Source organism: Rhodococcus sp. OK519 (genome assembly GCF_003051005.1).
In the GTDB taxonomy this organism is placed as follows: Bacteria; Actinomycetota; Actinomycetes; order Mycobacteriales; family Mycobacteriaceae; genus Prescottella.
Map to the genome: position 1 here is coordinate 85,563 of NZ_QAOW01000010.1, position 22,499 is coordinate 108,061.

27 protein-coding genes are annotated in these 22,499 nt (G+C 67.5%); 14 read left to right on the forward strand and 13 right to left on the reverse strand.

Features of this window, described 5'->3' with window-relative positions; translation table 11 throughout:
- Nucleotide 1 precedes the first annotated feature (1 nt).
- The 5 genes from C8K36_RS21460 (at nucleotide 2) to C8K36_RS21480 (ending at nucleotide 3,400) form a co-directional block, all read left to right on the forward strand.
- Nucleotides 2-709 carry a class II aldolase/adducin family protein gene (locus C8K36_RS21460; protein ID WP_107986770.1) on the forward strand — a complete coding sequence of 236 codons (708 nt, stop codon included), beginning with the start codon at nucleotides 2-4 and terminating at the stop codon, nucleotides 707-709.
- A 26-nt stretch (nucleotides 710-735) separates the two neighbouring features.
- Nucleotides 736-1,680: an ABC transporter substrate-binding protein gene (locus C8K36_RS21465; RefSeq protein ID WP_107986772.1), complete on the forward strand. Its 945-nt coding sequence runs from the start codon at nucleotides 736-738 to the stop codon at nucleotides 1,678-1,680.
- 101 nt (nucleotides 1,681-1,781) lie between these two features.
- Nucleotides 1,782-2,651 (forward strand): spermidine synthase, encoded by an 870-nt coding sequence (locus tag C8K36_RS21470; protein ID WP_181319674.1) that lies wholly within the window; start codon nucleotides 1,782-1,784, stop codon nucleotides 2,649-2,651.
- A 45-nt stretch (nucleotides 2,652-2,696) separates the two neighbouring features.
- Nucleotides 2,697-2,912 carry a helix-turn-helix transcriptional regulator gene (locus tag C8K36_RS21475; RefSeq protein ID WP_107986776.1) on the forward strand — a complete coding sequence of 72 codons (216 nt, stop codon included), beginning with the start codon at nucleotides 2,697-2,699 and terminating at the stop codon, nucleotides 2,910-2,912.
- Between the two features lie 2 nt (nucleotides 2,913-2,914).
- Nucleotides 2,915-3,400, forward strand: coding sequence for a hypothetical protein (locus C8K36_RS21480; RefSeq protein ID WP_107986778.1), 486 nt, complete (start codon nucleotides 2,915-2,917; stop codon nucleotides 3,398-3,400).
- A 135-nt stretch (nucleotides 3,401-3,535) separates the two neighbouring features.
- Here the strand turns inward: C8K36_RS21480 and C8K36_RS25280 are convergent, their stop codons facing one another.
- From C8K36_RS25280 to C8K36_RS21505, 5 genes are all read right to left on the reverse strand, one after another.
- Complete coding sequence (locus C8K36_RS25280; protein WP_420910924.1) at nucleotides 3,536-4,015, reverse strand: HNH endonuclease signature motif containing protein; 480 nt, start codon at nucleotides 4,013-4,015, stop codon at nucleotides 3,536-3,538.
- Nucleotides 3,963-4,358, reverse strand: a complete 396-nt coding sequence (locus C8K36_RS21490) for an SdpI family protein (RefSeq protein WP_107986782.1) — start codon at nucleotides 4,356-4,358, stop codon at nucleotides 3,963-3,965. The genes C8K36_RS25280 and C8K36_RS21490 overlap by 53 nt, the downstream gene beginning before the upstream one ends.
- 61 nt (nucleotides 4,359-4,419) lie before the next feature.
- Complete coding sequence (locus C8K36_RS21495; RefSeq protein WP_107986784.1) at nucleotides 4,420-5,205, reverse strand: enoyl-CoA hydratase/isomerase family protein; 786 nt, start codon at nucleotides 5,203-5,205, stop codon at nucleotides 4,420-4,422.
- 237 nt (nucleotides 5,206-5,442) lie between these two features.
- A complete protein-coding gene (locus tag C8K36_RS21500) occupies nucleotides 5,443-6,441 on the reverse strand; it encodes an MBL fold metallo-hydrolase (protein WP_107986786.1) in 999 nt (332 codons plus the stop codon).
- A gap of 107 nt (nucleotides 6,442-6,548) precedes the next feature.
- Nucleotides 6,549-6,827 carry a GNAT family N-acetyltransferase gene (locus tag C8K36_RS21505; protein WP_107986788.1) on the reverse strand — a complete coding sequence of 93 codons (279 nt, stop codon included), beginning with the start codon at nucleotides 6,825-6,827 and terminating at the stop codon, nucleotides 6,549-6,551.
- Between the two features lie 174 nt (nucleotides 6,828-7,001).
- Between C8K36_RS21505 and C8K36_RS21510 the strand changes: the two genes are divergently transcribed.
- The 4 genes from C8K36_RS21510 to C8K36_RS21525 all read left to right on the forward strand — a co-directional run bounded on the left by C8K36_RS21510 (nucleotide 7,002) and on the right by C8K36_RS21525 (nucleotide 8,559).
- Nucleotides 7,002-7,466, forward strand: a complete 465-nt coding sequence (locus tag C8K36_RS21510) for a DUF6325 family protein (protein ID WP_107986790.1) — start codon at nucleotides 7,002-7,004, stop codon at nucleotides 7,464-7,466.
- Nucleotides 7,467-7,475: 9 nt separating this feature from the next.
- Nucleotides 7,476-7,787 (forward strand): SHOCT domain-containing protein, encoded by a 312-nt coding sequence (locus tag C8K36_RS21515; RefSeq protein ID WP_107986792.1) that lies wholly within the window; start codon nucleotides 7,476-7,478, stop codon nucleotides 7,785-7,787.
- 24 nt (nucleotides 7,788-7,811) lie between these two features.
- Complete coding sequence (locus tag C8K36_RS21520; RefSeq protein WP_107986794.1) at nucleotides 7,812-8,189, forward strand: SHOCT domain-containing protein; 378 nt, start codon at nucleotides 7,812-7,814, stop codon at nucleotides 8,187-8,189.
- 91 nt (nucleotides 8,190-8,280) lie between these two features.
- Nucleotides 8,281-8,559, forward strand: coding sequence for a hypothetical protein (locus C8K36_RS21525; protein WP_107986796.1), 279 nt, complete (start codon nucleotides 8,281-8,283; stop codon nucleotides 8,557-8,559).
- An 81-nt stretch (nucleotides 8,560-8,640) separates the two neighbouring features.
- Here the strand turns inward: C8K36_RS21525 and C8K36_RS21530 are convergent, their stop codons facing one another.
- The 4 genes from C8K36_RS21530 to C8K36_RS21545 all read right to left on the reverse strand — a co-directional run bounded on the left by C8K36_RS21530 (nucleotide 8,641) and on the right by C8K36_RS21545 (nucleotide 12,438).
- Entirely contained in the window at nucleotides 8,641-10,059 is a 1,419-nt protein-coding gene (locus C8K36_RS21530) for a hypothetical protein (RefSeq protein ID WP_258195537.1), read from the reverse strand.
- Nucleotides 10,056-10,490: a DUF7144 family membrane protein gene (locus C8K36_RS21535; RefSeq protein ID WP_107986798.1), complete on the reverse strand. Its 435-nt coding sequence runs from the start codon at nucleotides 10,488-10,490 to the stop codon at nucleotides 10,056-10,058. The genes C8K36_RS21530 and C8K36_RS21535 overlap by 4 nt, the downstream gene beginning before the upstream one ends.
- A 108-nt stretch (nucleotides 10,491-10,598) precedes the next feature.
- On the reverse strand, nucleotides 10,599-11,615 hold the full coding sequence (locus C8K36_RS21540) for a T3SS (YopN, CesT) and YbjN peptide-binding chaperone 1 (RefSeq protein ID WP_107986800.1): 1,017 nt from the start codon (nucleotides 11,613-11,615) through the stop codon (nucleotides 10,599-10,601).
- A gap of 127 nt (nucleotides 11,616-11,742) precedes the next feature.
- The gene (locus C8K36_RS21545; RefSeq protein ID WP_181319675.1) at nucleotides 11,743-12,438 is read right to left on the reverse strand and encodes an NUDIX hydrolase; all 696 of its coding nucleotides are present in this window, start codon (nucleotides 12,436-12,438) and stop codon (nucleotides 11,743-11,745) included.
- A gap of 63 nt (nucleotides 12,439-12,501) precedes the next feature.
- On the opposite strand from C8K36_RS21545, the gene C8K36_RS21550 reads away from it, so the two are divergent.
- Together C8K36_RS21550 and C8K36_RS21555 are read left to right on the forward strand one after the other, a co-directional pair.
- Nucleotides 12,502-13,464, forward strand: coding sequence for an ADP-ribosylglycohydrolase family protein (locus C8K36_RS21550; protein WP_107986804.1), 963 nt, complete (start codon nucleotides 12,502-12,504; stop codon nucleotides 13,462-13,464).
- Entirely contained in the window at nucleotides 13,461-13,970 is a 510-nt protein-coding gene (locus C8K36_RS21555; protein WP_107986806.1) for an O-acetyl-ADP-ribose deacetylase, read from the forward strand. Before C8K36_RS21550 ends, C8K36_RS21555 begins: the two co-directional genes overlap by 4 nt.
- Before the next feature lies 1 nt (nucleotide 13,971).
- Here C8K36_RS21555 and C8K36_RS21560 read toward each other — a convergent pair whose 3' ends face one another.
- Entirely contained in the window at nucleotides 13,972-14,703 is a 732-nt protein-coding gene (locus C8K36_RS21560) for a FadR/GntR family transcriptional regulator (protein ID WP_107986807.1), read from the reverse strand.
- Between the two features lie 35 nt (nucleotides 14,704-14,738).
- The gene (locus tag C8K36_RS21565) at nucleotides 14,739-16,406 is read right to left on the reverse strand and encodes an L-lactate permease (RefSeq protein WP_107986809.1); all 1,668 of its coding nucleotides are present in this window, start codon (nucleotides 16,404-16,406) and stop codon (nucleotides 14,739-14,741) included.
- A 211-nt stretch (nucleotides 16,407-16,617) separates the two neighbouring features.
- Here C8K36_RS21565 and C8K36_RS21570 point away from each other — a divergent pair, with 211 nt between their 5' ends.
- Genes C8K36_RS21570 through C8K36_RS21580 form a run of 3 tightly spaced genes read left to right on the forward strand, consistent with a single transcriptional unit; the run spans nucleotide 16,618 to nucleotide 19,504 of the window.
- The gene (locus tag C8K36_RS21570) at nucleotides 16,618-17,373 is read left to right on the forward strand and encodes a (Fe-S)-binding protein (protein ID WP_107986811.1); all 756 of its coding nucleotides are present in this window, start codon (nucleotides 16,618-16,620) and stop codon (nucleotides 17,371-17,373) included.
- Nucleotides 17,370-18,881 carry a LutB/LldF family L-lactate oxidation iron-sulfur protein gene (locus tag C8K36_RS21575; protein ID WP_107986813.1) on the forward strand — a complete coding sequence of 504 codons (1,512 nt, stop codon included), beginning with the start codon at nucleotides 17,370-17,372 and terminating at the stop codon, nucleotides 18,879-18,881. The genes C8K36_RS21570 and C8K36_RS21575 overlap by 4 nt, the downstream gene beginning before the upstream one ends.
- On the forward strand, nucleotides 18,881-19,504 hold the full coding sequence (locus C8K36_RS21580) for a LutC/YkgG family protein (protein ID WP_107986815.1): 624 nt from the start codon (nucleotides 18,881-18,883) through the stop codon (nucleotides 19,502-19,504). Before C8K36_RS21575 ends, C8K36_RS21580 begins: the two co-directional genes overlap by 1 nt.
- A 52-nt stretch (nucleotides 19,505-19,556) precedes the next feature.
- On the opposite strand, the gene C8K36_RS21585 is transcribed toward C8K36_RS21580, so the two are convergent.
- The gene (locus tag C8K36_RS21585) at nucleotides 19,557-20,618 is read right to left on the reverse strand and encodes a TauD/TfdA family dioxygenase (RefSeq protein ID WP_107986817.1); all 1,062 of its coding nucleotides are present in this window, start codon (nucleotides 20,616-20,618) and stop codon (nucleotides 19,557-19,559) included.
- 53 nt (nucleotides 20,619-20,671) lie between these two features.
- The gene (locus C8K36_RS21590; RefSeq protein ID WP_107986819.1) at nucleotides 20,672-22,420 is read right to left on the reverse strand and encodes an N-acyl-D-amino-acid deacylase family protein; all 1,749 of its coding nucleotides are present in this window, start codon (nucleotides 22,418-22,420) and stop codon (nucleotides 20,672-20,674) included.
- Nucleotides 22,421-22,499 lie beyond the last annotated feature (79 nt).

The following is a 22,499-nucleotide window of genomic DNA, read 5'->3' on the forward strand; positions in this document are numbered from 1 at the left end:
CATGACCAGCACCGAAATTCGCATCAGCCCCGCCGTCGAGGCCTTCGTCGACGAGGCCCGGCGCGCCGCAGACACCGCCTTCCGGGTGTTCCGCGAGACCGGAACCGTCTCGGCCAACGGCACCGTCAACTTCGTCGAGCGAGTGCCCGGCGAGGATCTCGCCGTCGCCCTCAACGAGGCCGGCCCCTGGGCCGAGGATCGCAGCGCCAAACCGATTCTCGCGACGTTCGACGGCGAGGTGCTGTCCGGTGACGGCCCCGCCGGCTTCGTCACCGGCTACGCCAAGGTGTTCCGCGAACACCCCGAGATCACCTCGATCGTGCACGTGCACACTCCGTGGCTCGGCGGCTGGGCGCAGACCCACCGCACGCTGCGCATCAAGTACGCGGCCTCGCAGCGCCTGACGCTCTCGCGCGACATCCCGCCGCACATCGACCGCAGCCAGGCACCCGGCGACTTCATCCTCGACCGCCTCGTCGACGACCCCGATCTCGTCGCCATCTTCGAGGCCAACGGCGGCGTCAACGTCATCGGCCGCGCCGGGTTGCTCGAGCTCGCCAAGTTCGTCGTGCTTCTCGAGGAGGGTGCGCAGTACCAGGCACTCGGCGAACTCGTCGGCGGCACCGTCGACTTCGACGACACCAACCTCGTCGCGCAGTGGGGCCGCAGCGGTCTGCTCGACGAGGCCCGTCGCCGCGGACTCGTCTGAGTCCCGGACCGGCCAGGAGCATTCCCATGACGATTCGCGTCGGGTACTTCCCGAACAACAATTCCCTGTTCGCGCTGCGCCACAACGGCCTGCTCGAACTCCGCCGGCCCGACGTCGAGTGGGTCGACCTGCGAGACCTGCCTGCGACGCCACGGGTCGATCCGCGGCACGGTCTGCCGACGCTGCACTCGGACTGGCTCTTCGAGGACGGTGGGTACGACGTCATCGGCACCGGCTTCACCCCACCGATCACCGGGCTCGGTCAGAGCCGGGACCTGGTCTACGTGGGCATCTCGGCTCCTCGGGTCGAGAACGGGCGCCTCGTTGCGCTGTCGGAATCGGGGATTCACACGGTCTCCGACCTCCGCGGTAGGCGAGTCGGCGTCGCACACGGGTCGTGGCAGACCACGCTGGTCCTGCTCGCGCTCGACCGCGAGGGGCTGACCTGGGCGGACATCGTCCCGGTGGACGTCGACGTCGACCGCGGCGGAGCCGCTCTGCTGGCAGGGGAGATCGACGCCTGGGTGGGTGCGTATCCGGGCCTGGCCGAGGTGGAGGCGCAGACGAAGGTTCGCACCCTCGTCGACACCGACGGCCTGTTCAGCCATCCGTCGCTGTGGTTCGTGCGCCGCGAGTTCGCCGAGAACCACCGACAGGAACTCGAGTCCGTCATCGCTGCCTTGCAGGAGTCCGACGCATGGATCGTCGCCAATCCACGTGAAGCGGCCCGCTTCTTCGTCGAGGATGCCGAAAGGCATGGCGGCACTGCCGATCTCGACCGGTGGGAGGAGGCACTGCGCGGCAGGCCGTTCGGGATCGGTGCGGTGACCGACGAGTTCCTCGACGAGCAGCAGCGTGCGGCCGACCTACTGCACGTCAACGGTCTCCTACCGCGGGCCGTCACCGTGCGCGACGCGGTGCTGCCGTGGATCGGGGAGGTCGTCGAGGCAAGCGCCCGCGAGGCGGTCTGAGGGGAGGGAATCCGGCGGCCGCCCCGTCGCCGCCCACCGTTACCCTGGAGCTCGAGCGTCTGCTGAGGTTGCAGCGCTGTCGAGCAGCAGGGATGGCGTCGATGGGCAGGCAGCGGGGCGGCCGCAGGAGTGAGGACCGCGATCCTCGCGGCGACGGCGGTCCCGTCGCCGGTACCTACGAGATCGACACCGGAATGTGTGAGCTCGAGGAAGATCCGTTCGACCAACAGAGCTGGATCGTCAAGATCAACGGCGAACCCAGCTCGCACATCGACCTGGCAGATCCGCAGACGCTGGCCTTCGACTACATGCGATGGATCTCAGAACTCGCACGTTCCCAGTGGGATTCGTCGTCGAAGCTCCGTGCACTCCATCTGGGTGGCGGTGCCTGCACACTCGCACGGGCCTTCGCGTCGATGTATCCCGAGGCGCGGCAGGTAGTCGTCGAACTGGATGGGCGCCTCGCCGTGCTGGTGCGGGAGTGGTTCGACCTGCCTCGCGCGCCACTGCTGCGGGTGCGGGTGGGTGAGGCCCGCGCTGTCACCGAGACTCTGACCGACGACAGCCGTGACCTGATCGTTCGAGACGTCTTCGCGGGCAACAGCACGCCGCGGCCGCTGACCACACTCGAGTTCACCCGGCAGGCGCGGCGGGTCCTGGCGCCCGGCGGTATCTACGTCGTCAACTGCGGAGACACGCCGGATCTGCGCGGTGCGCGTGCCGAGGCTGCAACGATCGGCGCGGTGTTCGAGCACACCGCGATCATCGCGGACCCGGCGATGCTCAAGGGCAAGCGCGACGGCAACATCGTGATCGCCGGCAGCGACGTCCCGATCGCGACGTCGTCGGCCCTCGCCAGCCGGGTCCTCGGAGGCGGCACCCAGGCGCACGTGTGGCAGGACGCGCAGGTGCGGAAGTTCGCGGAGTCGGCGAAGGTCCTGCACGACGCTGTCACCCCCGCCACAGAATGACAAGGATGCTTGACACCTGATGTAAAGCGTTCTTTACTTCTTGTCGTGTCCGACAAGCCGCGGGTGAACCGCGTACGCGAGCATCGAAAGGCGGCCGGGATCACCCAGGCCGAGTTGGCGCGCGCCGGTGGAGTGAGCCGTCAGAGCATCGTGTCGGTGGAGGGCGGCGACTACGCGCCGAGCGTCTACCTGGCGTTGCGGCTGGCCCAGGCACTGGGAACCACGGTGGAGATCCTGTTCCCACTCGACGAGGAGGGTTGAGCGTGAGCGCATTCATAAGGGCCATGCGGGTGGTCGGGGATCTCGACGACGAGTTCTACCGGGACGAACGCCAGCGCGACGTGTGGAACGAGGCGGCGGCTGTCGGGCTTCAGCTGTTCCTGTGGGTGGCGCTGGTTGCCGCAGCGGTCCTGCCCTGGGCTGCCGACGTCGCCGGCGCCTGGATTGCCCTCGGGTTGCTGCTCGAGTCGCTGGTCATCTCCGCATGCGTTCTGGCTTTCGCGCGGAGCCGCAACGTGGATCCGCGCGAGACCGGGAGGATGGCCCGCCCGCGCGCGGTGCTTGCTCTCGCTCTCTATCTGACCGGTGCGGTCGGCATCATTGCCGGGCTGCTGACACCGTCCAGTGACGAACCGTCCGCGACCTGGGCTGGCGTTGCGGTCGGCGCGGTGGCGGGTGGCACTGCAGCCGCGATTGCGCTTCGTGCGAAGAGGCGGCGCTGGCAACGCGCCGAGGCTGAGGAGGCCTAGAGCGACGTCCCCATCTCGGTTCGATCGGCGAGTTGATATATGGGTAAGTACATTTCACCCGCATGTTCGCCGATGAGGCCGCGCGTGGTCCTGCGCGGTTGTGGTCGGGATGGGTTTCCGATACGGGCTTTGCCGCTACCGCCACCGGCTACTGCACCACTCCCACTGGCAAGTAACGATCGGCACCGGCCACCGCCCGTGGTTCACACCCCACCAGGCTCGCTGGACCTGCACGAGGTTGTCGAGGTCGGTTGGTCCGCCGTCTGCCCAGTGCTTCATGTGGTGGCCTTCGCAGCGGGCTGGTGGTGTGCCGCAGCCGGGGTCGCAGGCGAGTCGGCGTGCGGTGGTGATTGAGAGTCGGCCCGTCCAGGGCGCGTGAGCGATGTCTGGGTTGCCGAACAAGTCTGAATGTTCGTCGAACATTTCGGCGCGCCGGTTCCCGGGGCTCCGCATGTCGACGGAATTCGTCGGTTTCGTCAGCGAGGACAGTGCGGTGAGGAGCCTTTCGCCCGGCCACGGCGTCGAAGTCGCCCCGCTCGGGGAGACGGCGCAATATCGCCAGTCAGTTCGAACTAGTATTCGAGTCGACGGGGTGGTCTCCGGCGGAGATGACATCGCGTGCCGCCTGGACGCCGACCCGCGCCCCGATCAACGTAAACCCCAGCAGGCAGGCGGCGCCGACACCGGCGAGTGCCGTGTGTGCCGCCTCCGACATCGGAACCAGCACTGCGAGGCCGGTGACGACCGAGGCCGCTCCGCCGATCCCGGTCCACGCCCTGCTCGCGCGGTGTGCGGTGGCCCAGGTCTCGTCGCTGAACATGACCGTCGGTGTGCGGATGCCCAGATAGGGGTTTCGGCGGAGGCGACCGTTCGCTGCGGCCCATGAGGTCCAGGCGATTGTGACGCCTGCGATCACGAACGTCAGGCACAGGGCTATCTGCAGTCCGATCCCGTCCATGCAGCCACGGTAGATCACTGGCACCCCGAACCGGTCGATCCGGGCATGCCCGGTGGGTCGGTCAGGCCCCGGCCGGAAGCTTGGTGAAGTCCGCAGGCCGCCCTTCCGCGAACGCCGTGAGGGCTTCCCTGTTCGCCGGTCCGCCCAGCATCTCGCGGAAGCAGGCGTTCTCGCGCTCGCGCGCGTCCGCGATCGCCGCCCGGAGGGGGTCGGTCATCGTCCGCTTCACCGCGATCAGGCTCGAAATCGGCTTGGAAGCAAGCTTTTCCGCGTGTTCCCGGGCAACCCGCATGAGATCGTCGGGCGCGCACACCTGCCACGCCAGGCCGAACTCCTTCGCCTGCTCGGCGTCGATCCATTCCGAACTCATCAACAGCCATGCCGCGTTCTGGCGTCCGATCAACTGGGGCATGAGGAAGCTCGATGCGGCTTCGGGTGCGACACCGAGGTCGGTGAACGGGCACTTGAGGCGGGCCGTGCTGGACATGAACGTCAGGTCGGCGAATCCCAGAATTGTTGCGCCGGCACCCAGTCCGATGCCATTGACCGCGCAGATCAGCGGCTTGGGGAGGTTGACCAGGGCGTCGATCATGCCGTTGAAGCCATGCTTGCCGCGCTGGTAGTTCGGATCGGTCGTCAGTGCCTGCATCTCGCGCAGATCGGTGCCGGCGCTGAAGGCGCGGCCATTGCCGGTCAGCAGCACGACCGCGACGTTCGGGTCGTCGGCCGCGTCGAGGAGTGCCTCGGTAGTGGCGTCGTACAGCGCCTCGCTGAACGCGTTGAGTGCCTCGGGGCGGTCGAGAGTGAGAGTGCGGACGCGGACGCGGTCCTCGACAAGGATGCTCATGTCAGCAGATTAGAACGTGTTCTGATCTCGCGGTGGCTTTCTCCCACCGTCCGGCGGGTCGGCCGTTTGCTCGCAAATCGAGTTCCTGCTGCGGCGGGCGCTGGACGACGCGGGCCGGGCGCCGTTCGACGCGGAGCGGATGCGACGGCCGGGGCGGCCCCGCCAGGGCGAGGAACAGCAGCGAGGAACGAGACTGGGGCCCGGCGGTGAAAACCGCCGGGCCCCATCCGTATCCGATCAGCTGCGGGCGAACCGCGCCGGTTCTGTGCCCGGCACCTCGGCGACCTGGCCGCGGGCAACCAGATGTCGCAGGTGGGCTGCAGCCTCCGAGAGCGCCATGCCCTTCGCCATGGGGTGGAACTGGTCCCACGGCCGGTACCACTTCATCCGCTGGGCCACCTGCCACACCGTGATCTCGTCGTCGGCGAACTCCCCGTAGAGGTGATCGAGGCGTTCCTCGTGGTGCTCGATCAGTTCGCCGGCGCGACCGGCGACGTCCACGATGGGAAGACCGTGGGCGCCGAGGCCACGGGTGACGTCCATCTTCTGGACCCGTCGCAGCGACTCCATGAACTCGGCGAGCGCATCACGCTCCTCGAGCGGGTACACGAAGTTGCCGACGTGCGGCGTGGTCTTCTGGAGAACGTGGTCGCCCGTGAACATCACGTCGGCGTCCTCGAGGTAGAAGCACACATGGCCCGGGGTGTGGCCCGGGGTGAACACCGCACGCAGGCCTCGCCCGGTCAGGCCGATGATCTCGTCGTCGACGAGGATCCGGTCGGGTGCCGATTCCGGACCTACCGGCGGGTCGCCCTGCGCGGATTTCTCGAACGCCTCGCGGTCGGCCAGCGGGGCGCCGGCCCGCTCGAGATTGGACAGCTGGAAGTCCATCCACTCCTGGCCTCGACCGGACGACATCTTCTCGAACATGTCGTGGTCGGCCTGGTGCATCGCGATCCACGCGCCCGACGCCTCCCGGACGCGCCCGCACAGGCCGGTGTGATCGGGATGGAAGTGGGTGAGCACGACGCCCTCGATCTCGGACACCGAATGCCCGACCGACTCGAGGCCCGATGTCAGTCCGTCCCAGCCCTCGTCGCCGTCCCAGCCGGCATCGACGAGGATCAGGCCGCCCGGCGACTCCATTGCGTAGACGAGCGTGCTGCCCAGCGGATTGTGGGACATGGGGACCGTAATCTGGAAGATGCCATCTCCGATGGCCGAAGCATCACTCATTTTGGCGCAACCTCGTTGACTAGTTGAAACCCGTTCTACCTATGGCTTCATAGTTACCCCGTCGCCCGGGGACGCGGGGAGGCAGGTCCCACTCGACGGAAAATGGGTCAGGCAACCAGGTCTGCATACTCGGGGTGCGACTCGACGTACTTCGCGACGTACGAGCACGACGGCACGATCTTGAAGCCCTGATCGCGCGACGTGTCGAGCGCGGCCTTGACGACCTGTCCGGCAATGCCCTGGCCGCGGAAGTTCGGTTCGGTGACGGTGTGCCCGAAGTCGCGGACCCCGTTCGCCTCGACGTAATCGGCGTAGCCGGCGAGGGCGTCGTCGACATAGACCTCGAAGCGGTTCTGGTCGGCGTTGTGTTCGATCCTGTTCGCCACGGCCGGGCTCCTTTCGTTTTGCTTACGATCGCACGTTACCTCGGTACAAGGTCGAATCCTGGTCGGAGTATTCCCGTCGGCACCTTCGTCGATCGCCGCCCCGGCCCCACCCTTCGGTGCGATACTGACGGCACAACTCCGAGGCTCTTCCGTCCCAGGAAGCGAGGTCGTGCGGTGGACGACAAGGAACGCGGCGATTCGGATCTCGACGAGCTGGGCCCCATCGACTACGCGGTCGTCGAGTTTCCGGCCGATCGCAATCCCGACGGTTCGGCGCTGCCGATCCTGTGCGATCTGGTCGAACGGGGCATCATCCGGGTGCTCGATCTGGTGTTCGTGCGCAAGGACCACGACGGCTCGGTGGTCGGACTTGCGATCGAGGACTTCGGGTTCGGGGGCGAGGTCGACATCACGCTGTTCGCGGAGGCGTCGTCGGGTCTGCTCGATCGCTCGGACCTCGACGAGGCGGCCGTCGCGCTCGAACCGGGGAGATCCGGCGCGATTCTGGTCTACGAGAACAGTTGGGCCGCACCGTTCGCGTCGGCGTTGCGCCGTCAGGGCGCGCAACTCGTGGCGTCCGGACGCATTCCGGCACAGGGCATCCTCTCGACGCTCGACGCACTCGACGCCACCAGTTAGGAGCACATCATGCCGGGACTTCTCCGAGGTGTGGCCCGCACGGCCGTCGTTGCGGGCACGGCCACCGCGGTATCGAACCGCGTATCGCGCAGGCAGGGGCAGCGGTGGGCCGCGCAGCAGCCCGAGCCGCAGTACGTCGAGCCGCAGTACGCCGAGCCACAGTACGCTGCAGCGCCGCCACCGCCACCGCCTTCGCCAGCGCCGTCGTCCCCTCCCGTCGATCGCATCGGTGCGCTGAAGCAACTCGGCGAACTCAAGGCGCAGGGCGTTCTCACCGAGGGGGAGTTCGCTGCGGAGAAGGCCAGAATCCTGGCGTCGTGATCGGCACCCGAGGAGGGTCGAAGTATGGACAGCTTCTGGAGCGTCGTCGCGGTGATCTTCGCCTGTTTCGTGTTCGGCGCCTACCTCATCGTGCTGTTCGCGGTGTTCGCGGATCTGTTCCGTGACCACAAGACGTCGGGTATCGGGAAGGCACTATGGATCGTCTTCCTGATCGTGCTTCCGTTCGCTTCGACACTGGTCTACGTGATCCTGAAGGGCGACGAGATGGCGCGCCGCGCGCACTCGGACTTCGAGAGGATCGAGCACGCCGAGCAGGGCTATGTGGAACGGATCTCGCGGGGCTCCCGGGCACATCAGATCCACGAGGCCAAGCAGATGCTCGACGCCGGACTCATCAGCGAGGCCGACTTCCAGGAGCGGAAGCAAGACGCGCTGAGCTGATCGGGCGGTGCTACCGGGTGGGAGCGCTTCGCCTGGAATAGTGCCTGGCATGGAATCGGTTGTAGCGGCCGTGAAAGCGGCGGACTGAGGCATGCGTGCACTGCAAGTTCTGGCAGCATTCGTCGGATTCGTGCTCGGGCTGCTCACGTTGGCCGTCGTCACCCTCGTCGAGTGGGTGTGGCTGTCCGAGCCCACCCGGACCAACTTCGCGTACGTCGGCGACTACTCCTACGGCAGTGTCTCCGTGGCCATTCAGCCCTCGTACATTCTGGTTGCGCTCGCGTATCCGGTGGTGGGGGCACTACTGGGATGGCTGGCGGCCCGCATTGCGATTCGGTTCGGCTGGAAGCTCTCGCGCGGCGACTCGTGAATCGCGTGCGTTATCAGATGTTCCCCGATGCGTACGGGCAGCCGGTCGAGCACAGCGGCGAACTGTTGGACCGGAGCCGAGTCACCTTGTCGAGGATTCGATCTCGGACCCGGCTCTTCCCGGCTGATCCGCGTCGTTGCCCGCTGGATCGACCGCCGCCGGACGAGCCAGCAACTCCAGCAGCAGCAGAGCGATGACACCGCCGAGGACGATCCAGAACACGACGAGTCCGGTGGGATAGCGCCAGAAGACGAGCAGGAGCGCGGCGATCCCGATGATCGTGCACCGCAGCGGGACCCGTAGCTGCCGTGCCCACCGCTCGACACCGCTCGGTGTGTGGCCGTGGATGGGGCGCCGGACGAATTCGACGGATCGACCGAAGGCACGCCGGACCGCCAGCGCCGAGGATGAGCCCCCTGTCAGATAGGCGCCGACCGCGATCACCAGGCCCGCCACGGCGACGGCACGCAGACTGGTGCGCAGCGGCACGAGCACGGTGTCGATGACGGCCGTTGCCGCATCGGGCGAGAGGACATTCGATGGAATGTCGTCGAGATAGATCGCACGGGCCACCAGGGCCGTGATTGCAAGGACGAGCATGCCGAGCGCGATCGACAGCCCGGCCAGCGACAGGGTGTGCAGTCGCCGCCCGCGTGGTGTGAGCGCGACGGCTGCGGCGGCGCATGCGATACCCAGCCACGGCAGGATCGCCGACGCCTTGTCCAGGGCGTTGACCGCGCGCTGCGCCTTCACGAGGTTCGGCGACTCGAACAGCACGAACTGTTTGTCGATCGTGGGGATGTTCTGGGCGATCGTGAAACCGCGATCCGTCAGGGCGGTCTTCACGTTGTCGATGATCGTCGCGAGCGAGATGCTCACGGTGCCGCTCTGGTCGACCTCCACCGAACTGATTCCGTAGTTGCCGGTGACCACCGATACCAGAGCGCTGTGCGCCCGGCGGTTGGCCTGGTTCCACAGGTCCTCGAACTGTTGGGATTCGACGAACGTGGTGACAGTGTCGTGGACGAAGCTCTTCGCCTGCCCGGCAAGTACCGGCGAAAGACCCGAGAGGAGTTGGTTCACGCGCGGCGCGTTGGACGACAGGTTCGAGGCCTCGGTGAGCGCGGTGACCGCTTCCGCGGTGAGTGAGTCGATGTCGATCCGGGTGAAGATCTCGTCGGTGATCTGGTTCGTGACCTCGGCCTGGATTGCCGGGTCGTCGGCCAGCGGCGCGATGGTGGCGACGTAGCGGTCGGTGTCGAGGATCTGGCTTCGCACGAATCGGGACGTCACCGACACGATCGCCAGAGCCGCGACGAGCACGAGCAGCACGCTCACCCCGATCCAGCGCAGGGTGTGCCGGGGCGCGCGCGGCGCCGTCGTTGTCACGGAACCAGGTTCGGCGACCTGGGTGCGGAGGGTCGACACCTCGTCCCGAAGACGCTGGAGTTCGGCGCGCTCGTCGTTGTCGAGCGGTCTCTCGCGGTCGGCGTTGGTCATCGCGGTCGGGTCTCCTCGGGTTTCCAGGTGGCCACCGCCCAGATCACCACCGCGTTCAGCACGATGATCGAGATCGCCCACATCGGGTAGTTCGGCAGCCAGACGAAGTTGACGACGATCGACACCGCGCAGATCACCATCGCGGCCACCCGTGCCCAGGTCCTTCCGGTGAACAGTGCCGCGCCGGCCGCCGCGACGACCAGGCCGAGCACGAGGTGGATCCAGCCCCATCCGGTTTCGTTCAGCTGGAATCGGTAGTCGGCCTCGAGGACCAGGACGTCGTCTCCGGCGACCGCCGACAGGCCCTGGAACGCCTCGAGTAAGCCGACCGTCACCAGGAGGACGGCGCCGCCCAGCGCTGTCCCCTTCGCCACGGCCTGTTCGATGACCGTGTCGTCGGAGAGTCGGCCGTCGGCCCTGCTGTCGGACATGGCTGCCCCTTCCGTCGTCTCCCGAACGCTGCGAAACCACCGGTCGGACATGATTCTGCTCCGATCCGGCCGCCGCGGTACCGAGTTTGCGGAGGTATCAGGAGTGAGTCAGTCGGCGCCTCTGGGCTCGTGGTCGGATGGGTCGTGGGAGATCGCATCGCCGCCGGTGTGGTCGTCCGGCCCGTCGTCCACGATCCGTGCGCCGCCGAAGCGGGTCGCGAACGCGGTGTCGACGGAGGTGGCGAAGCGGCTCAACTGGTCGAGCGCATCGGCCAGATGCCGCGGTACGAAGGGATTAGCGGACACGTCGACCGACGCGTTCAGTCGGTCCTCGTCGAGGCTGAACCGGATTCCGGGCCAGCGCGGGGTGAGGTCGCAGATGAGTTCCGCGGCCCGTGTTCTACCGGTGATCGAGTGCAGCAGCGGCATCCATGCCCGTACCAGTGGCTGGTCCGGGTGCGCGATGACGAACACCGGTTGGTCCGCGAGGGTGAGCACGACGTCGCCGTCCTGGTCGCGTCGGGGCGTGAAGCCGAGGGCCTGTTCGATCGCCTGCGCGATGAGGACCCGCAACTCCTGCGGGTCGTCCGGAACGATCGAGCGAGTGTCGTCCACCGTCGACTCCGCGGGCTCGTCGTCGGCACCGGGGTCGGATGCTTCCAGCAGTTCGGTCCCGGCGGCCGTGCCGATGATCTCGGAACGCAGGAAACTCGGATGGACGACGCTCCATACCTCGCGCAGCGTCGTGACCGCCATCGCGGCACACTGGTCGGCCCACCGCTGCTCCCTGTCGATGAAGTGCGCCGACGAACCTTCGTCGGGATCCTCGTCCGGAAGGTGCGTCGGCGCGGACCAGCCCAGCGTTCGCATGAGGGCATCGGACGCCGGCGTCAGCTGGTGGCGGGGCGCAAGATACGTATTGGACGACACCTCGCCGCGCAGCATCACGTCGTCCCACACCAGGAACTGAATCCACGGGGCGAATCCCTCCACTGTGGATTCCTCGGCCCATTCGAGGATGAGGACGTCGTCGTTGCGCATCGCGGAGAGGTGGTCGGCGAGTCGGCGCTGGAATCGATTCCAGGACTGGTCGATTGCTGCGTCGAAGGTGTCTGAATCGAACATGAGCCCCCCTTGTCATGCCGGATGGAGCGTCGTTCCGGGACCGAATCCCACCCCCGAAGCGATGTCGGGATCAAGGTAGCGCGGACCCCCGACAGGATCGGGGACGGCGAGCTCGGCGTGTGGTCGGTCAGTCGGACACCAACGTCGCGGCGCCCGCGAGGAGTTCGGCGTCTACCCGTCGGCGGAAGATCTCGGCGGGCCGGCCGGCGCCTCCGCTCCGCAGCTGCCCGGTGGTCTCGAGTGCGTCGACCACCATCCGTCGGAACGAATCCTTGGGGAGTGGGCGCCCGTAGACGGCCTCGTAGAGCCTCCGTAGCTCGAGCACGGTGAACTCGTCGGGCAGGAGCCGCGACGGGTCGAGGTGCCGGGAGTAGCGGGCGCGCAGATCATCCACCGCGTAAGAGACCATGTGTGCGTGGTCGAACGCCAGTGGCTCGTCGGGTGTCCGGTCGTCGATCCGAACGAGTCGGGCGCCGCGGGGGAGGCCGTCCACGGGTAGTGCCGCTCCATGGGCCATCGAGAGGACCCAGCCGCGGTCGTCGCGGTCGGGTGCGTCGAACATCGTGAGCTGGTGGAAGTCCGCGCCGGCCAGCCCCGCCTTCGTGAGTAGGGCGCGTTCGGCGGCATCGGACAGTCGCTCGCCCGGCCGCAGGAAGGAGCCTGGAAGGGCGAGCCCGCGCGGGCCGTCGACTACGAGGACGCTCAGTTCGCGGGCTTCGACGGTGAGCACCGCGACGTCCACGGCCACGGAGGGGCGGGGGTAGTCGGTCAGCGACTTCCCGGCTGCGTCCACCCACTCCGATCCTGCTGCTCGCTGGTTCACCCTTGCAGATTAGCGCAATCATGATCTAACGTTTAGCTCAGAATCGATCTAAAGGGGCTGTTCGTGGAACTGAACGAGATTCGGGCCGACCGCGTTGCGGGCGTCCTGCCGGCCGCCGCGGCGGGGGATGCGCTCGGTGCGGGATACGAATTCACGACACCGCGTCCGGGCGCGGTGATCGCGATGATCGGCGGCGGAATCGGGTCGTTTGCGCCGGGGGAGTGGACCGACGACACGTCGATGGCGCTCGCGATCGCGGAAGTGGCGGCCACCGGTGTCGACATCTCGACCGGCGATGGTCTGGACGCCGTTGCCGCGCAGTTTGTTCGGTGGTACGACTCCGACCCGTCGGACATCGGTAACCAGACCAGGGCGGTGCTGTCGACTCGGCCGGGCAGCGCCGCCGAGATGCGAGAGCGGGCCCGGTCGCTGCCGGGCCGGAAGGGCGGCAACGGTTCGCTGATGCGCACCGCTCCGGTCGCGCTGGCCTGTCTCGACGACGAGGCCCGCTGCATCCGTGCTGCCCGCGCAATCGGGTTGCTCACCCACCACGACGAGCGGGCCGTCGAGGCATGCGAGATGTGGACGTTCGCGATCCGGCACGCGGTGCTGCACGGCACGTTCGACGGGGTGCGCGGCTACCTCGAGACCGCCGAGCCGAGCACCCGCGCGTATTGGTCCCCGCTGCTCGACGGTGCCGAGCGGGGCACGCCCGCCGACTTCCCGAACAACGGCTGGGTGGTCGATGCGCTGCTCACCGCATGGTGGGCGATCGCCGGAACCCCGGAGGGGCCCGACCAACTGCCGCACGCACTCGAGCGCGCCGTCCGCGCCGGCCACGACACCGACACCACCGCCGCCATCGCGGGCGGTCTGCTGGGTGCGCGGTGGGGTGCGTCGGCGGTGCCGGTCGAGTGGTCCCGGATGCTGCACGGCTGGCCGGGCTATCGGGGTGAGGACCTCGAGCGAATCGGCCTGCAGATCGCGGCCGGTGCAACCATGACCTCTCAGGGGGAGTCCGCATGACCGTCATCGACGTCGCCGAGGGCGACATCACCACGTTCCGAGTGGACGCGATCGTCAACGCGGCCAACTCTTCCCTGCTGGGCGGTGGGGGTGTGGACGGCGCCATTCACCGCCGCGGCGGGCCGGCGATTCTCGCCGAGTGCCGGAAGCTGCGGTCCACGACGCTGCCCGACGGGCTCGCGGAGGGGGCGGCAGTCGCCACCACTGCGGGCAATCTGCCGGCGTCGTGGGTGATTCACACCGTCGGACCGCGGTTCTCGCGGCACGAGGACCGGTCTGCGGTGCTGCGGTCCTGCTACAGCCGCAGTCTCGCGGTCGCGGACGGACTCGGCGCGCGGACCGTCGCGTTCCCGCTGATCTCGTCCGGTGCATTCGGGTGGCCGACGGAAGATGCGGTGAAACAGGCCGTTTCGGGGATCCGCGCGACGCGGACCTCGGTCGAAGTCGTCACGCTGGTCGCGTTCGAGCCGCACGTCGCGTCTCTGATGCGCCGAACCGTGCAGTGACTCAGGCGTCGTCGCGGACGCCCTCGTAGTAGCCGCGGATGTGACCGACGATCCGCTGTTGCGCGAGGGCGGCGTCGCCCTGTGTCACCGCCTCGATCAGACCGCGGTGCTCGTGACGCAGCCGAGTGCACGTGGTGGGCCACGCGAGGCGATCCACTCCGCCCACCACGTACGACTCGATCGACGCGCGCAGCCCCGCCATCATCGCGGCGATCACCTGGTTGCCGGCGGCGTCGGCCATTGCGACGTGGAACTGGGCGTCGAGGATCAGGAATTCGTCGGCGGTCAGCGTCGGTGCGTCCATCGAGTCGAGCAGTTCGACGGCCGTCGTGAGGTCGACCGTCGGCTGTCCGGCGAGCGTCCGCATCACCTCCGACTCGAGCACGAGACGGGTCTGCACGACGTCGGAGACCGGGAAGCCGTGCGCCGCGACCTGCATGCGCATGAGCATCGTCATGCCGCCGGTCGGGCGGGAGACGATCATGGCGCCCGCATTGGGGCCGGATCCGGTCTGCGCCTTGAGAAGTCCGAGGGCTTCCATGACACGCAGCGCCTCCCGGACGGACGACCGCCCGACACCGAGATCGGCGGCGAGGGTCCGTTCGCCCGGAAGGCGCTGGCCGGGGGACAACTCGCCCGAGACCATCATCTCCTCGACCTTGCTCAGCACCTGCTCCCACGCGCGCGGATGCGACGCGATCAGCAAGTCGGGGGGAGTGGGTTCGGACGACATGACAGGTCAGCCTAGGCGGTGTCGATCGTGCGTGGTCACGGCAGCATCCAGCTGAGGACCGGCGTGGACTGCAGGTAAACCAGGGTGCACAAAATCACCAGCATGCCGAGGCTGTACCCGATGACCTTGCGCAGCAGAATCGGCTCGCTGCCCGGGCGGCCGACCGCCGTCGCGGCGATCGTCAGATTCTGAGGGCTCACCAGCTTGCCGACCACACCGCCGGAGGTGTTGGCGGCCACCAACAGTGTCGGGTCGATGCCGGCTGTCTGTCCGGCGGTCTGCTGCAGCTTCGCGAACAGGGCGTTGGCCGAGGTGTCGGAACCGGTGACCGCGGTGCCGATCCAGCCCAGGATGGGGGAGAAGAACGCGAAGGCGGCGCCGGTGGCGGCGAGCCAGGTGCCGATCGCGACGGTCTGCCCGGACTGGTTCATCACGTAGCTCAGACCCAGGACCGTCGCGACCGTCGCGATGGCCAGACGCATCTTCACCAGCGTGACGCCGAAGGTAGCGACCGACGCGCGGGCGGTGAGCGTGAAGCGTCCGTCGTCCGTCCATGTCGCGTAGACGATCGTGACGATGATGCCGCAGATCAGCAGCAGCGTGCCGGGGTTGGACAGCCACGAGAACGTGTAGATCGCGCTGGATGCGGGATCGCCGCTGCCGGTCAGCAGGTTGCCGAACAGGCCCGGCCATTCCACCTTTCGGTCGGTGCCGGACAGCCACTTCGGGATGTCGACGCCGGCGGTCCACAGCTTGGCGATACCGAAGACGACGACCACCAGCAGGTACGGGAACAGCGCCATGAACACGCGCGACGGGCCGAGCGGTTCGGCCTCGACCTGCGAACGCTGATCGTCCGGGGTCTTGGGGCCCCAGAAGCGGAGCATGATCACCGCGGCGGCGAGGCCCGCGAGGGACGCGACGACGTCGGTCAGTTCGTACGAGAAGTGTGCCGAGCACCAGAACTGCGCGACGGCGAACACGGCGCCGGTGACGAGGGCGATCGGCCAGACCTGCTTCATGCCGCGGCGGCCGTCCACCAGGAACAGCAGGAGCAGCGGGACGAACAGCGCGAGGACCGGCGTCTGCCGACCGACGACGGCCGCGATCTCGGTGGCGGGGATGTCGGTGAGGTTGCCCGCGGTGGTGATCGGGATTGCCATGGCGCCGAAGGCGACCGGGGCGGTGTTGGCGACGAGGACGGTGACGGCGGCCCGGACCGGCGGCATCCCGAGGGCGATGAGCATCGCGCCCGTGATGGCGACGGGGGCGCCGAATCCGGCGAGGGCCTCGAGCATTCCACCGAAGCAGAAAGCGATCAGCATGGCCTGCACACGCATGTCGCCGCGGCCGATCGAGTTGAACACCCGGCGCAGGTCCTCGAACCGGCCGCTGACGACGGTGAGTTCGTAGAACCAGATCGCCGTCACCACGATCCACATGACGGGGAACAGGCCGAATGCGATGCCCTGGAGCGCGGACAGCCCGGTGAGGGCGGCCGGCATGTCGAAGCCGATGATCGCGACCAGCGCTGCGGCGGCGAGGGCGCCCAGGCCGGCATACCAGGCCTTGAGCTTGAATCCCGCCAGCAGGACGAAGAACGTGGCCAGCGGGACGAGGCCGACCAGGGCCGAGGCGGTGAGGCTGCCGCCGACGGCGTCGGTCGCGGGGGTGAAGGTCACCGCGAGGAACTCGGATTCCACATGAAACTCCTGGTTTGCGCCGGGATGACGGCGGCTCGGGGACAGGCCGGAGATGACCGCTGTGTGGTCAGACCACAGGACCGTACACCATGACCCCGATCACAATCGACGGCTGCACGAAAGTTGCGGCAGAAACGTGTCTGTTGTTGCATCGAGCCTGTGACCATGCGTTACTGTGGTCAGACCACACCGACGATCGCTGGAGAATCGCATGCGAATCGCGCTGTTCGCGACGTGCATGGGGGACACGATGTTCCCGAATGCCGCCAAGTCCACCGCACTGCTGTTGACCCGACTGGGGCACGAGGTCGTGTTCCCTCCCGGGCAGACGTGCTGCGGGCAGATGCACGTCAACACCGGCTACCAGCCCGACGCGCTGCCGCTGGTCGCGAACTACGCCGACAACTTCGGCGACACCTCGATCGACGCCGTCGTCGCGCCGTCGGGTTCGTGCGTCGGATCGGTGCGGCACCAGCACGAGATCGTCGCCTCCCGCTACGGCAGCGCGGCGCTGTGCGGGCAGGTCGAGACCGTCAAGGCCAAGACGTACGAGCTGTCGGAACTGCTCGTCGACGTCCTCGGGGTCACCGACGTCGGGGCCTACTACCCGCACCGTGTCACCTATCACCCCACGTGTCACTCGCTGCGGATGCTCGGAGTCGGGGACAAGCCGCTGCAGCTGCTGCGCGCGGTCCGCGAGATCGACCTCGTCGAACTGCCCGAGGCCGACTCGTGCTGCGGCTTCGGTGGCACCTTCGCGATCAAGAACGCCGAGACGTCCACGGCCATGCTGGCCGACAAGATCCGCAACATCGGCGACACCGGTGCCGAATACTGTTGCGCCAGTGACTCGTCGTGTCTGATGCACATCGGCGGCGGAATGACGCGGCTGCAGATGGGCACCCAGACGGTGCATCTGGCCGAGATCCTCGCCTCGGTCGAGTCCACCGTGGAGGTGAACGCATGAGCGACGTCGCACTCGGTCTGCCGGCATTCCCGCCGCGCGCGCCCAAGGGCGTGGGCTTCCTGCGCGGTACCGAGAAGTTCCCGGCCGCCGCGCACCACGAACTCGCGAACACGCAGCTGCGCAGCAACATCGGCAAGGCCACCCACACCATCCGGGCCAAGCGACTCGCGGTCACCGCCGAGCTGCCGGACTGGGAGGACCTGCGGGACGCCGGAGCGGCGATCAAGACCGACGTGATGAACCGGCTGCCGGAGCTGCTCGAACAGCTCGAGGCTGCCGTCGTCGCACGCGGCGGCGTCGTGCACTGGGCGGCCGATGCCAACGAGGCCAACGACATCGTCACCCGACTGGTGCGCGAAACCGGCTCCGACGAGGTCATCAAGGTCAAGTCGATGGCCACGCAGGAGATCGAACTCAACGAGCACCTCGAGGCCAACGGCATCCGCGCATACGAGACGGACCTGGCGGAGCTGATCGTCCAACTCGGCCACGACAAGCCGTCCCACATCCTCGTGCCCGCGATCCACCGCAACCGGGCGGAGATCCGGGAGATCTTCCTGCGCGAGATGGACGGCGTCGACCCCACGCTCGACGACAACCCCAAGCACCTCGCGGCCGCAGCCCGGAAGTTTCTGCGGCACAAGTTCATGACCGTTCCCGTCGCGATCTCCGGCGCCAACTTCGGCATCGCCGAGACCGGCACGCTCGGCGTCGTCGAATCCGAGGGCAACGGCCGCATGTGCCTGACTCTGCCGCAGACCCTCATCACCGTGATGGGCATCGAGAAGGTGATCCCCACGTACCGGGATCTCGAGGTGTTCCTGCAGCTGCTGCCGCGCTCGTCCACCGGTGAGCGCATGAACCCGTATACCTCGATGTGGACCGGCGTCACGCCCGACGACGGGCCGCAGAACTTCCACCTGGTGCTGCTCGACAACGGCCGCACCGCCGCGCTCGCCGACAGCGTCGGCCGCGAAGCCCTCAACTGCATCCGCTGCTCGGCGTGCCTCAACGTGTGCCCGGTCTACGAGCGCACCGGCGGCCACGCCTACGGCTCCACCTACCCGGGCCCGATCGGCGCCGTCCTCACCCCGCAGCTGGCGGGCATGGACGGCAAGGACGACCCCAACTCGACGCTGCCGTTCGCGTCCAGCCTGTGCGGTGCGTGCTTCGAGGCGTGCCCGGTCAAGATCGACATTCCGTCGCTGCTGGTCGAACTGCGCCACCAGAAGGTGCAGAAGTCCGGCTTCGGCGCCGAGGCAGCTGCGATGAAGGCGGCGTCGATCGCGATGTCCTCGGCCAAGCGATTCACGTTGGCGCAGAAGGCGGCCGGTCTCGGCCGTGTCGCGGCCGGCAGGAAGGGCAAGATCTCGAAACTGCCTCCGCCGCTCAGCGGATGGACCGATGCCCGCGACATTCCGGCGCCGCCGAAGCAGACGTTCCGGCAATGGTGGGATTCCGCAGAGGGTCGTGCCGCGATCGACGAGGCACGGAAGGACGGTCAGTGATGAGCTCGCGTGACGTGATCATGGGACGCATCCGCGACGCGCTGACGCTCGCACCCCCGAAGACCGTCGAGGTGCCGCGCGAGTACCGGACGGGTCGCACGATGCCCGACGCCGACCGCGTCGAGCTGCTGGTCGATCGGCTGGTGGACTACAAGGCCGTGGTGCATCGCAGTGGTCCTTCGGAGCTGCCCGACGTGCTCGCCCGCGTCTTGAGTGAGGTCGGTGCGCGTCGCGTCGGTGTGCCTGCCGGACTGGACGATTCGTGGCTCTCACGGTTCGGCGGCGAGGTCGTGGTGGACTCGTCGACCGTGCCGGCGCCCCAGCTGGGCGACCTGGACGGCGTCGTCACCGCGTCCGCCGTGTCGTGCGCCGAGACCGGCACCATCTTTCTCGACGGCCGCCCCGACCAGGGCCGTCGAGCACTCACTCTCGTGCCGGACCTGCACGTGTGCGTCGTGACCGTCGACAGCATCGAGGTAGGCGTGCCCGAGGCCATGGCACGGCTGGTGCCCGAGCGCCCCACCACCATGATCAGCGGGCCCTCGGCGACGTCGGACATCGAACTCGAGCGAGTCGAGGGCGTCCACGGGCCGCGGAATCTGCATGTGGTGATCGTGGGCTGACGCAGTCCAGTTCCTCGTCTGCGAAGTTGCGGGACACCGGGGGAGCCTTCAGCTACTTCGTGGTGAGCTGGGCCGAATACCGCTCCGGCATCTCCATGAACGGCGTGCGGAAGCGAGCCCAACTCGGCAGGTCGGCCGTTGAATAGATGTCCTGCTGGTTGCCTGGGCGCCGTGGCCACGACGGAATGTTGAGCCACAGTCGCATCAGGTGACGGCGTCGGTGGAGTTCGTCATGGTCCTCGTAAGGGGTACGGCCGTGGACGATCAGACGGTTGTTCAGGAACTGGATGTCGCCGGGCGCGATGTTCATGTCGAGGTAGAACTCGGGTGAGGCGGACAGTTCGCAGAACAGGTTCAACGCGTCTTCCTGCTCCGTGCTGATGGCGAAGTAGCCGGCTCGGGCGGCGTCGCGAATCTGGGCGACGTGAATACATGAACTGAAAACCCCGTCCGTTCGGGCGAAGAGCGCGACGTTGCCTGATGTCACGATCTTGCCGTCACCGCGTTCGGCGTCCATCTGACTACGCATCACCGGCATGCCCTCATACAGCACGCGGGCCAGGTCGGGATGTGTCTCGACCATGCGGTCGTGGACGGCTGCCGCACTGGCGATTCGGCTGGCGCCGCCTTCTTTCGCCTCTTGCAGGCAGAGGAGAGAGACCACGTCGTGGCCGTCGGAGTGCATGTTCATCGACTGGGCCGACCGGTAACCCCGGACCTGACCGTCGACCAGGTCGGCCACGTTCATCACATGGCCCAGGATCTCGCCGTTGCCCGACTGCGGGATGATGTCGCCCAGGTGCGCGCCCAGGCCGCAGTAGATCCGGGCGAGGTCGTCGTCGTCGTATCGCTCGCGTGACAGTCCTCGGATGAGCACGAACCCGCTGCCGGACCACAGCTCATCGCGTAGCCGGGACAGGAAAGAGCCGACGGAGCGCAGCGGGAAGGTGGCGGTGTCGATCTCGGTCAGGTCCAGATCACCATGCTCCTTCAGCGTGGTCAGCGCCGTGTCGATCTCGGCGAGTTCGGCCTCGGACAGCTGCCACAGGCCGTCCTGGCGGTAGTCCAGGGTGCTGCCGAGCCAGGCGGAGCGGCCGCCTACGGGTGTGTGCACGGGTCCTCCAGGGTGAGAGACGGATTGGTGTGTGCCGGTTCGGGCGCGGGATCCTAGACGTGGGCCGCCGTGGGTGCCGGGGGTGCAGGTTGCGCACCTCGAACCAGGCGGCCCGGCAAGGCGCCGGTGTGCCGTCCGTCGCGGGTGACGACCACGCCGTCGACGATGGTGGCGGTGTACCCGCGTGCGTCCTGCATCAGGCGTCGACCGCCGGCCGGCAGATCACGGACGACCCGAGGCAGGTCCAGTCCGAGGTTGTCCAGATCGATCACGTTCAGGTCGGCGCGGTAGCCCGGTGCGATCAGGCCGCGGTCCTGCAGGCCCATCATCTGTGCGCACCGCCTTGTCATCAGATGGATCAGGTAGGGCAGGGGCAACCGCTCACCCTGGGTGCGGTCCCTGCCCCAGTGGGTGAGGAGATGCGTGTAGATGCTGCCGTCGCAGATGACCCCGAGGTGTGCACCGCCGTCGCCCAGACCCGGAACGGCGTGGTCGTTGAGCAACATCTCGCGGGCCGGTTCCAGGGAGAAGCCGGCGTAGTTCGAGAACGCCAGATAGAGGATGTTGCGGCCGTCCTTGTCCAACAGTTTGTCGTAGACCAGGCTCTCGGGTGTCACGCCCAGGCGCTCGGCCTGCGCGCCGATGCTGCTCTCCTGCGAGGGCTCGTAGTCGAAGCCTTCGCCCATCTCGTAGAGCTGGCCGAAGTCGCGCACGCGCGTTCCGATCTGCATGGTTGGAGCAGGATCGTTGGTTTCGGTGAGAATGCGCGCCTTGATCTCCGGTTTGCGTAGTTCACGGACGCGGTCTGTCAGTGGCAGGTCGGCCATCGAAAGGTAGGTGGGGGTCGAGTAGAAGGGATTCAGGGTCAGCTCGAGACCCATCAGAACGCCCAACGGCCGCGGCAGAATCTGCATGGTCGCCTCGCCGCCGTCGGCGTTGAATGCGTCGAACTTGTTCAGGATCGTGCGCCAGATTTTCGGGTTCCCGTGGCTCTGCACCACCGACATACTGAAGGGGCGACGGAACGCCTTCGCTTGGCGCAGACCCATGTCCAGGACCTGCTCCCACCCGTCGCTGTACTCGATGACGAACTGGACGAGGCCCGCACCGGCCCGGTCGAGGGCAGCAGTCAGCCCGGCATACTCCTCCTCGGTCGCGGCCAGGGTCGGCGTGAGTTGGCCGTCGCTCGAACGATGGAACATCGTCTGCGACGTGCCGAAACCGAAGGCGCCCGCGCGGATCGCTTCCTCCAGGTGAGCGGCCATCTTCTCGATCTCTGCCGCTGTGGCCGGTTCGCGGTGAAAGGCCCGCTCGCCCATGACATATGTGCGCAGCGCCGCATGCGGGACGTAGCTACATATGTCCGCGTCGAATCGACGTCGCCCCAGGAAGTCGAGGTACTCGGGATAGCTGGTCCACTGCCAGTCGACGCCCTCGCTCAGTACGACATTGGGGATGTCCTCGACGCCCTCCATGAGCTTGATCAACATGTCGCGTTGCTCGGGTTCGCACGGCGCAAACCCGACACCACAGTTGCCCATGACGACAGTCGTCACGCCGTGGTTGGTCGACGGCACCAACCGGCTCTCCCAGGTGGCCTGACCGTCGTAGTGAGTGTGGACGTCGATGAAACCTGGTGTGACCAACTGGCCACGAGCATCGATCTCCTCGCGGCCGGTGCCGGCGACATCTCCCACCTCGACGATGACGCCGTCGCGGACGGCGACGTCGAGCAACTGCGGGGCACCGCCGGAGCCGTCGAGGACGGTGCCGTTGCGGATGACGAGATCGAGAGTATCCATTTCCACCTCTTCGACAACACGATCGCGAACGGGCTTGCTCGCTGAATCGCCCAGTGCTGCAGTAGAACCTGAATCCCTT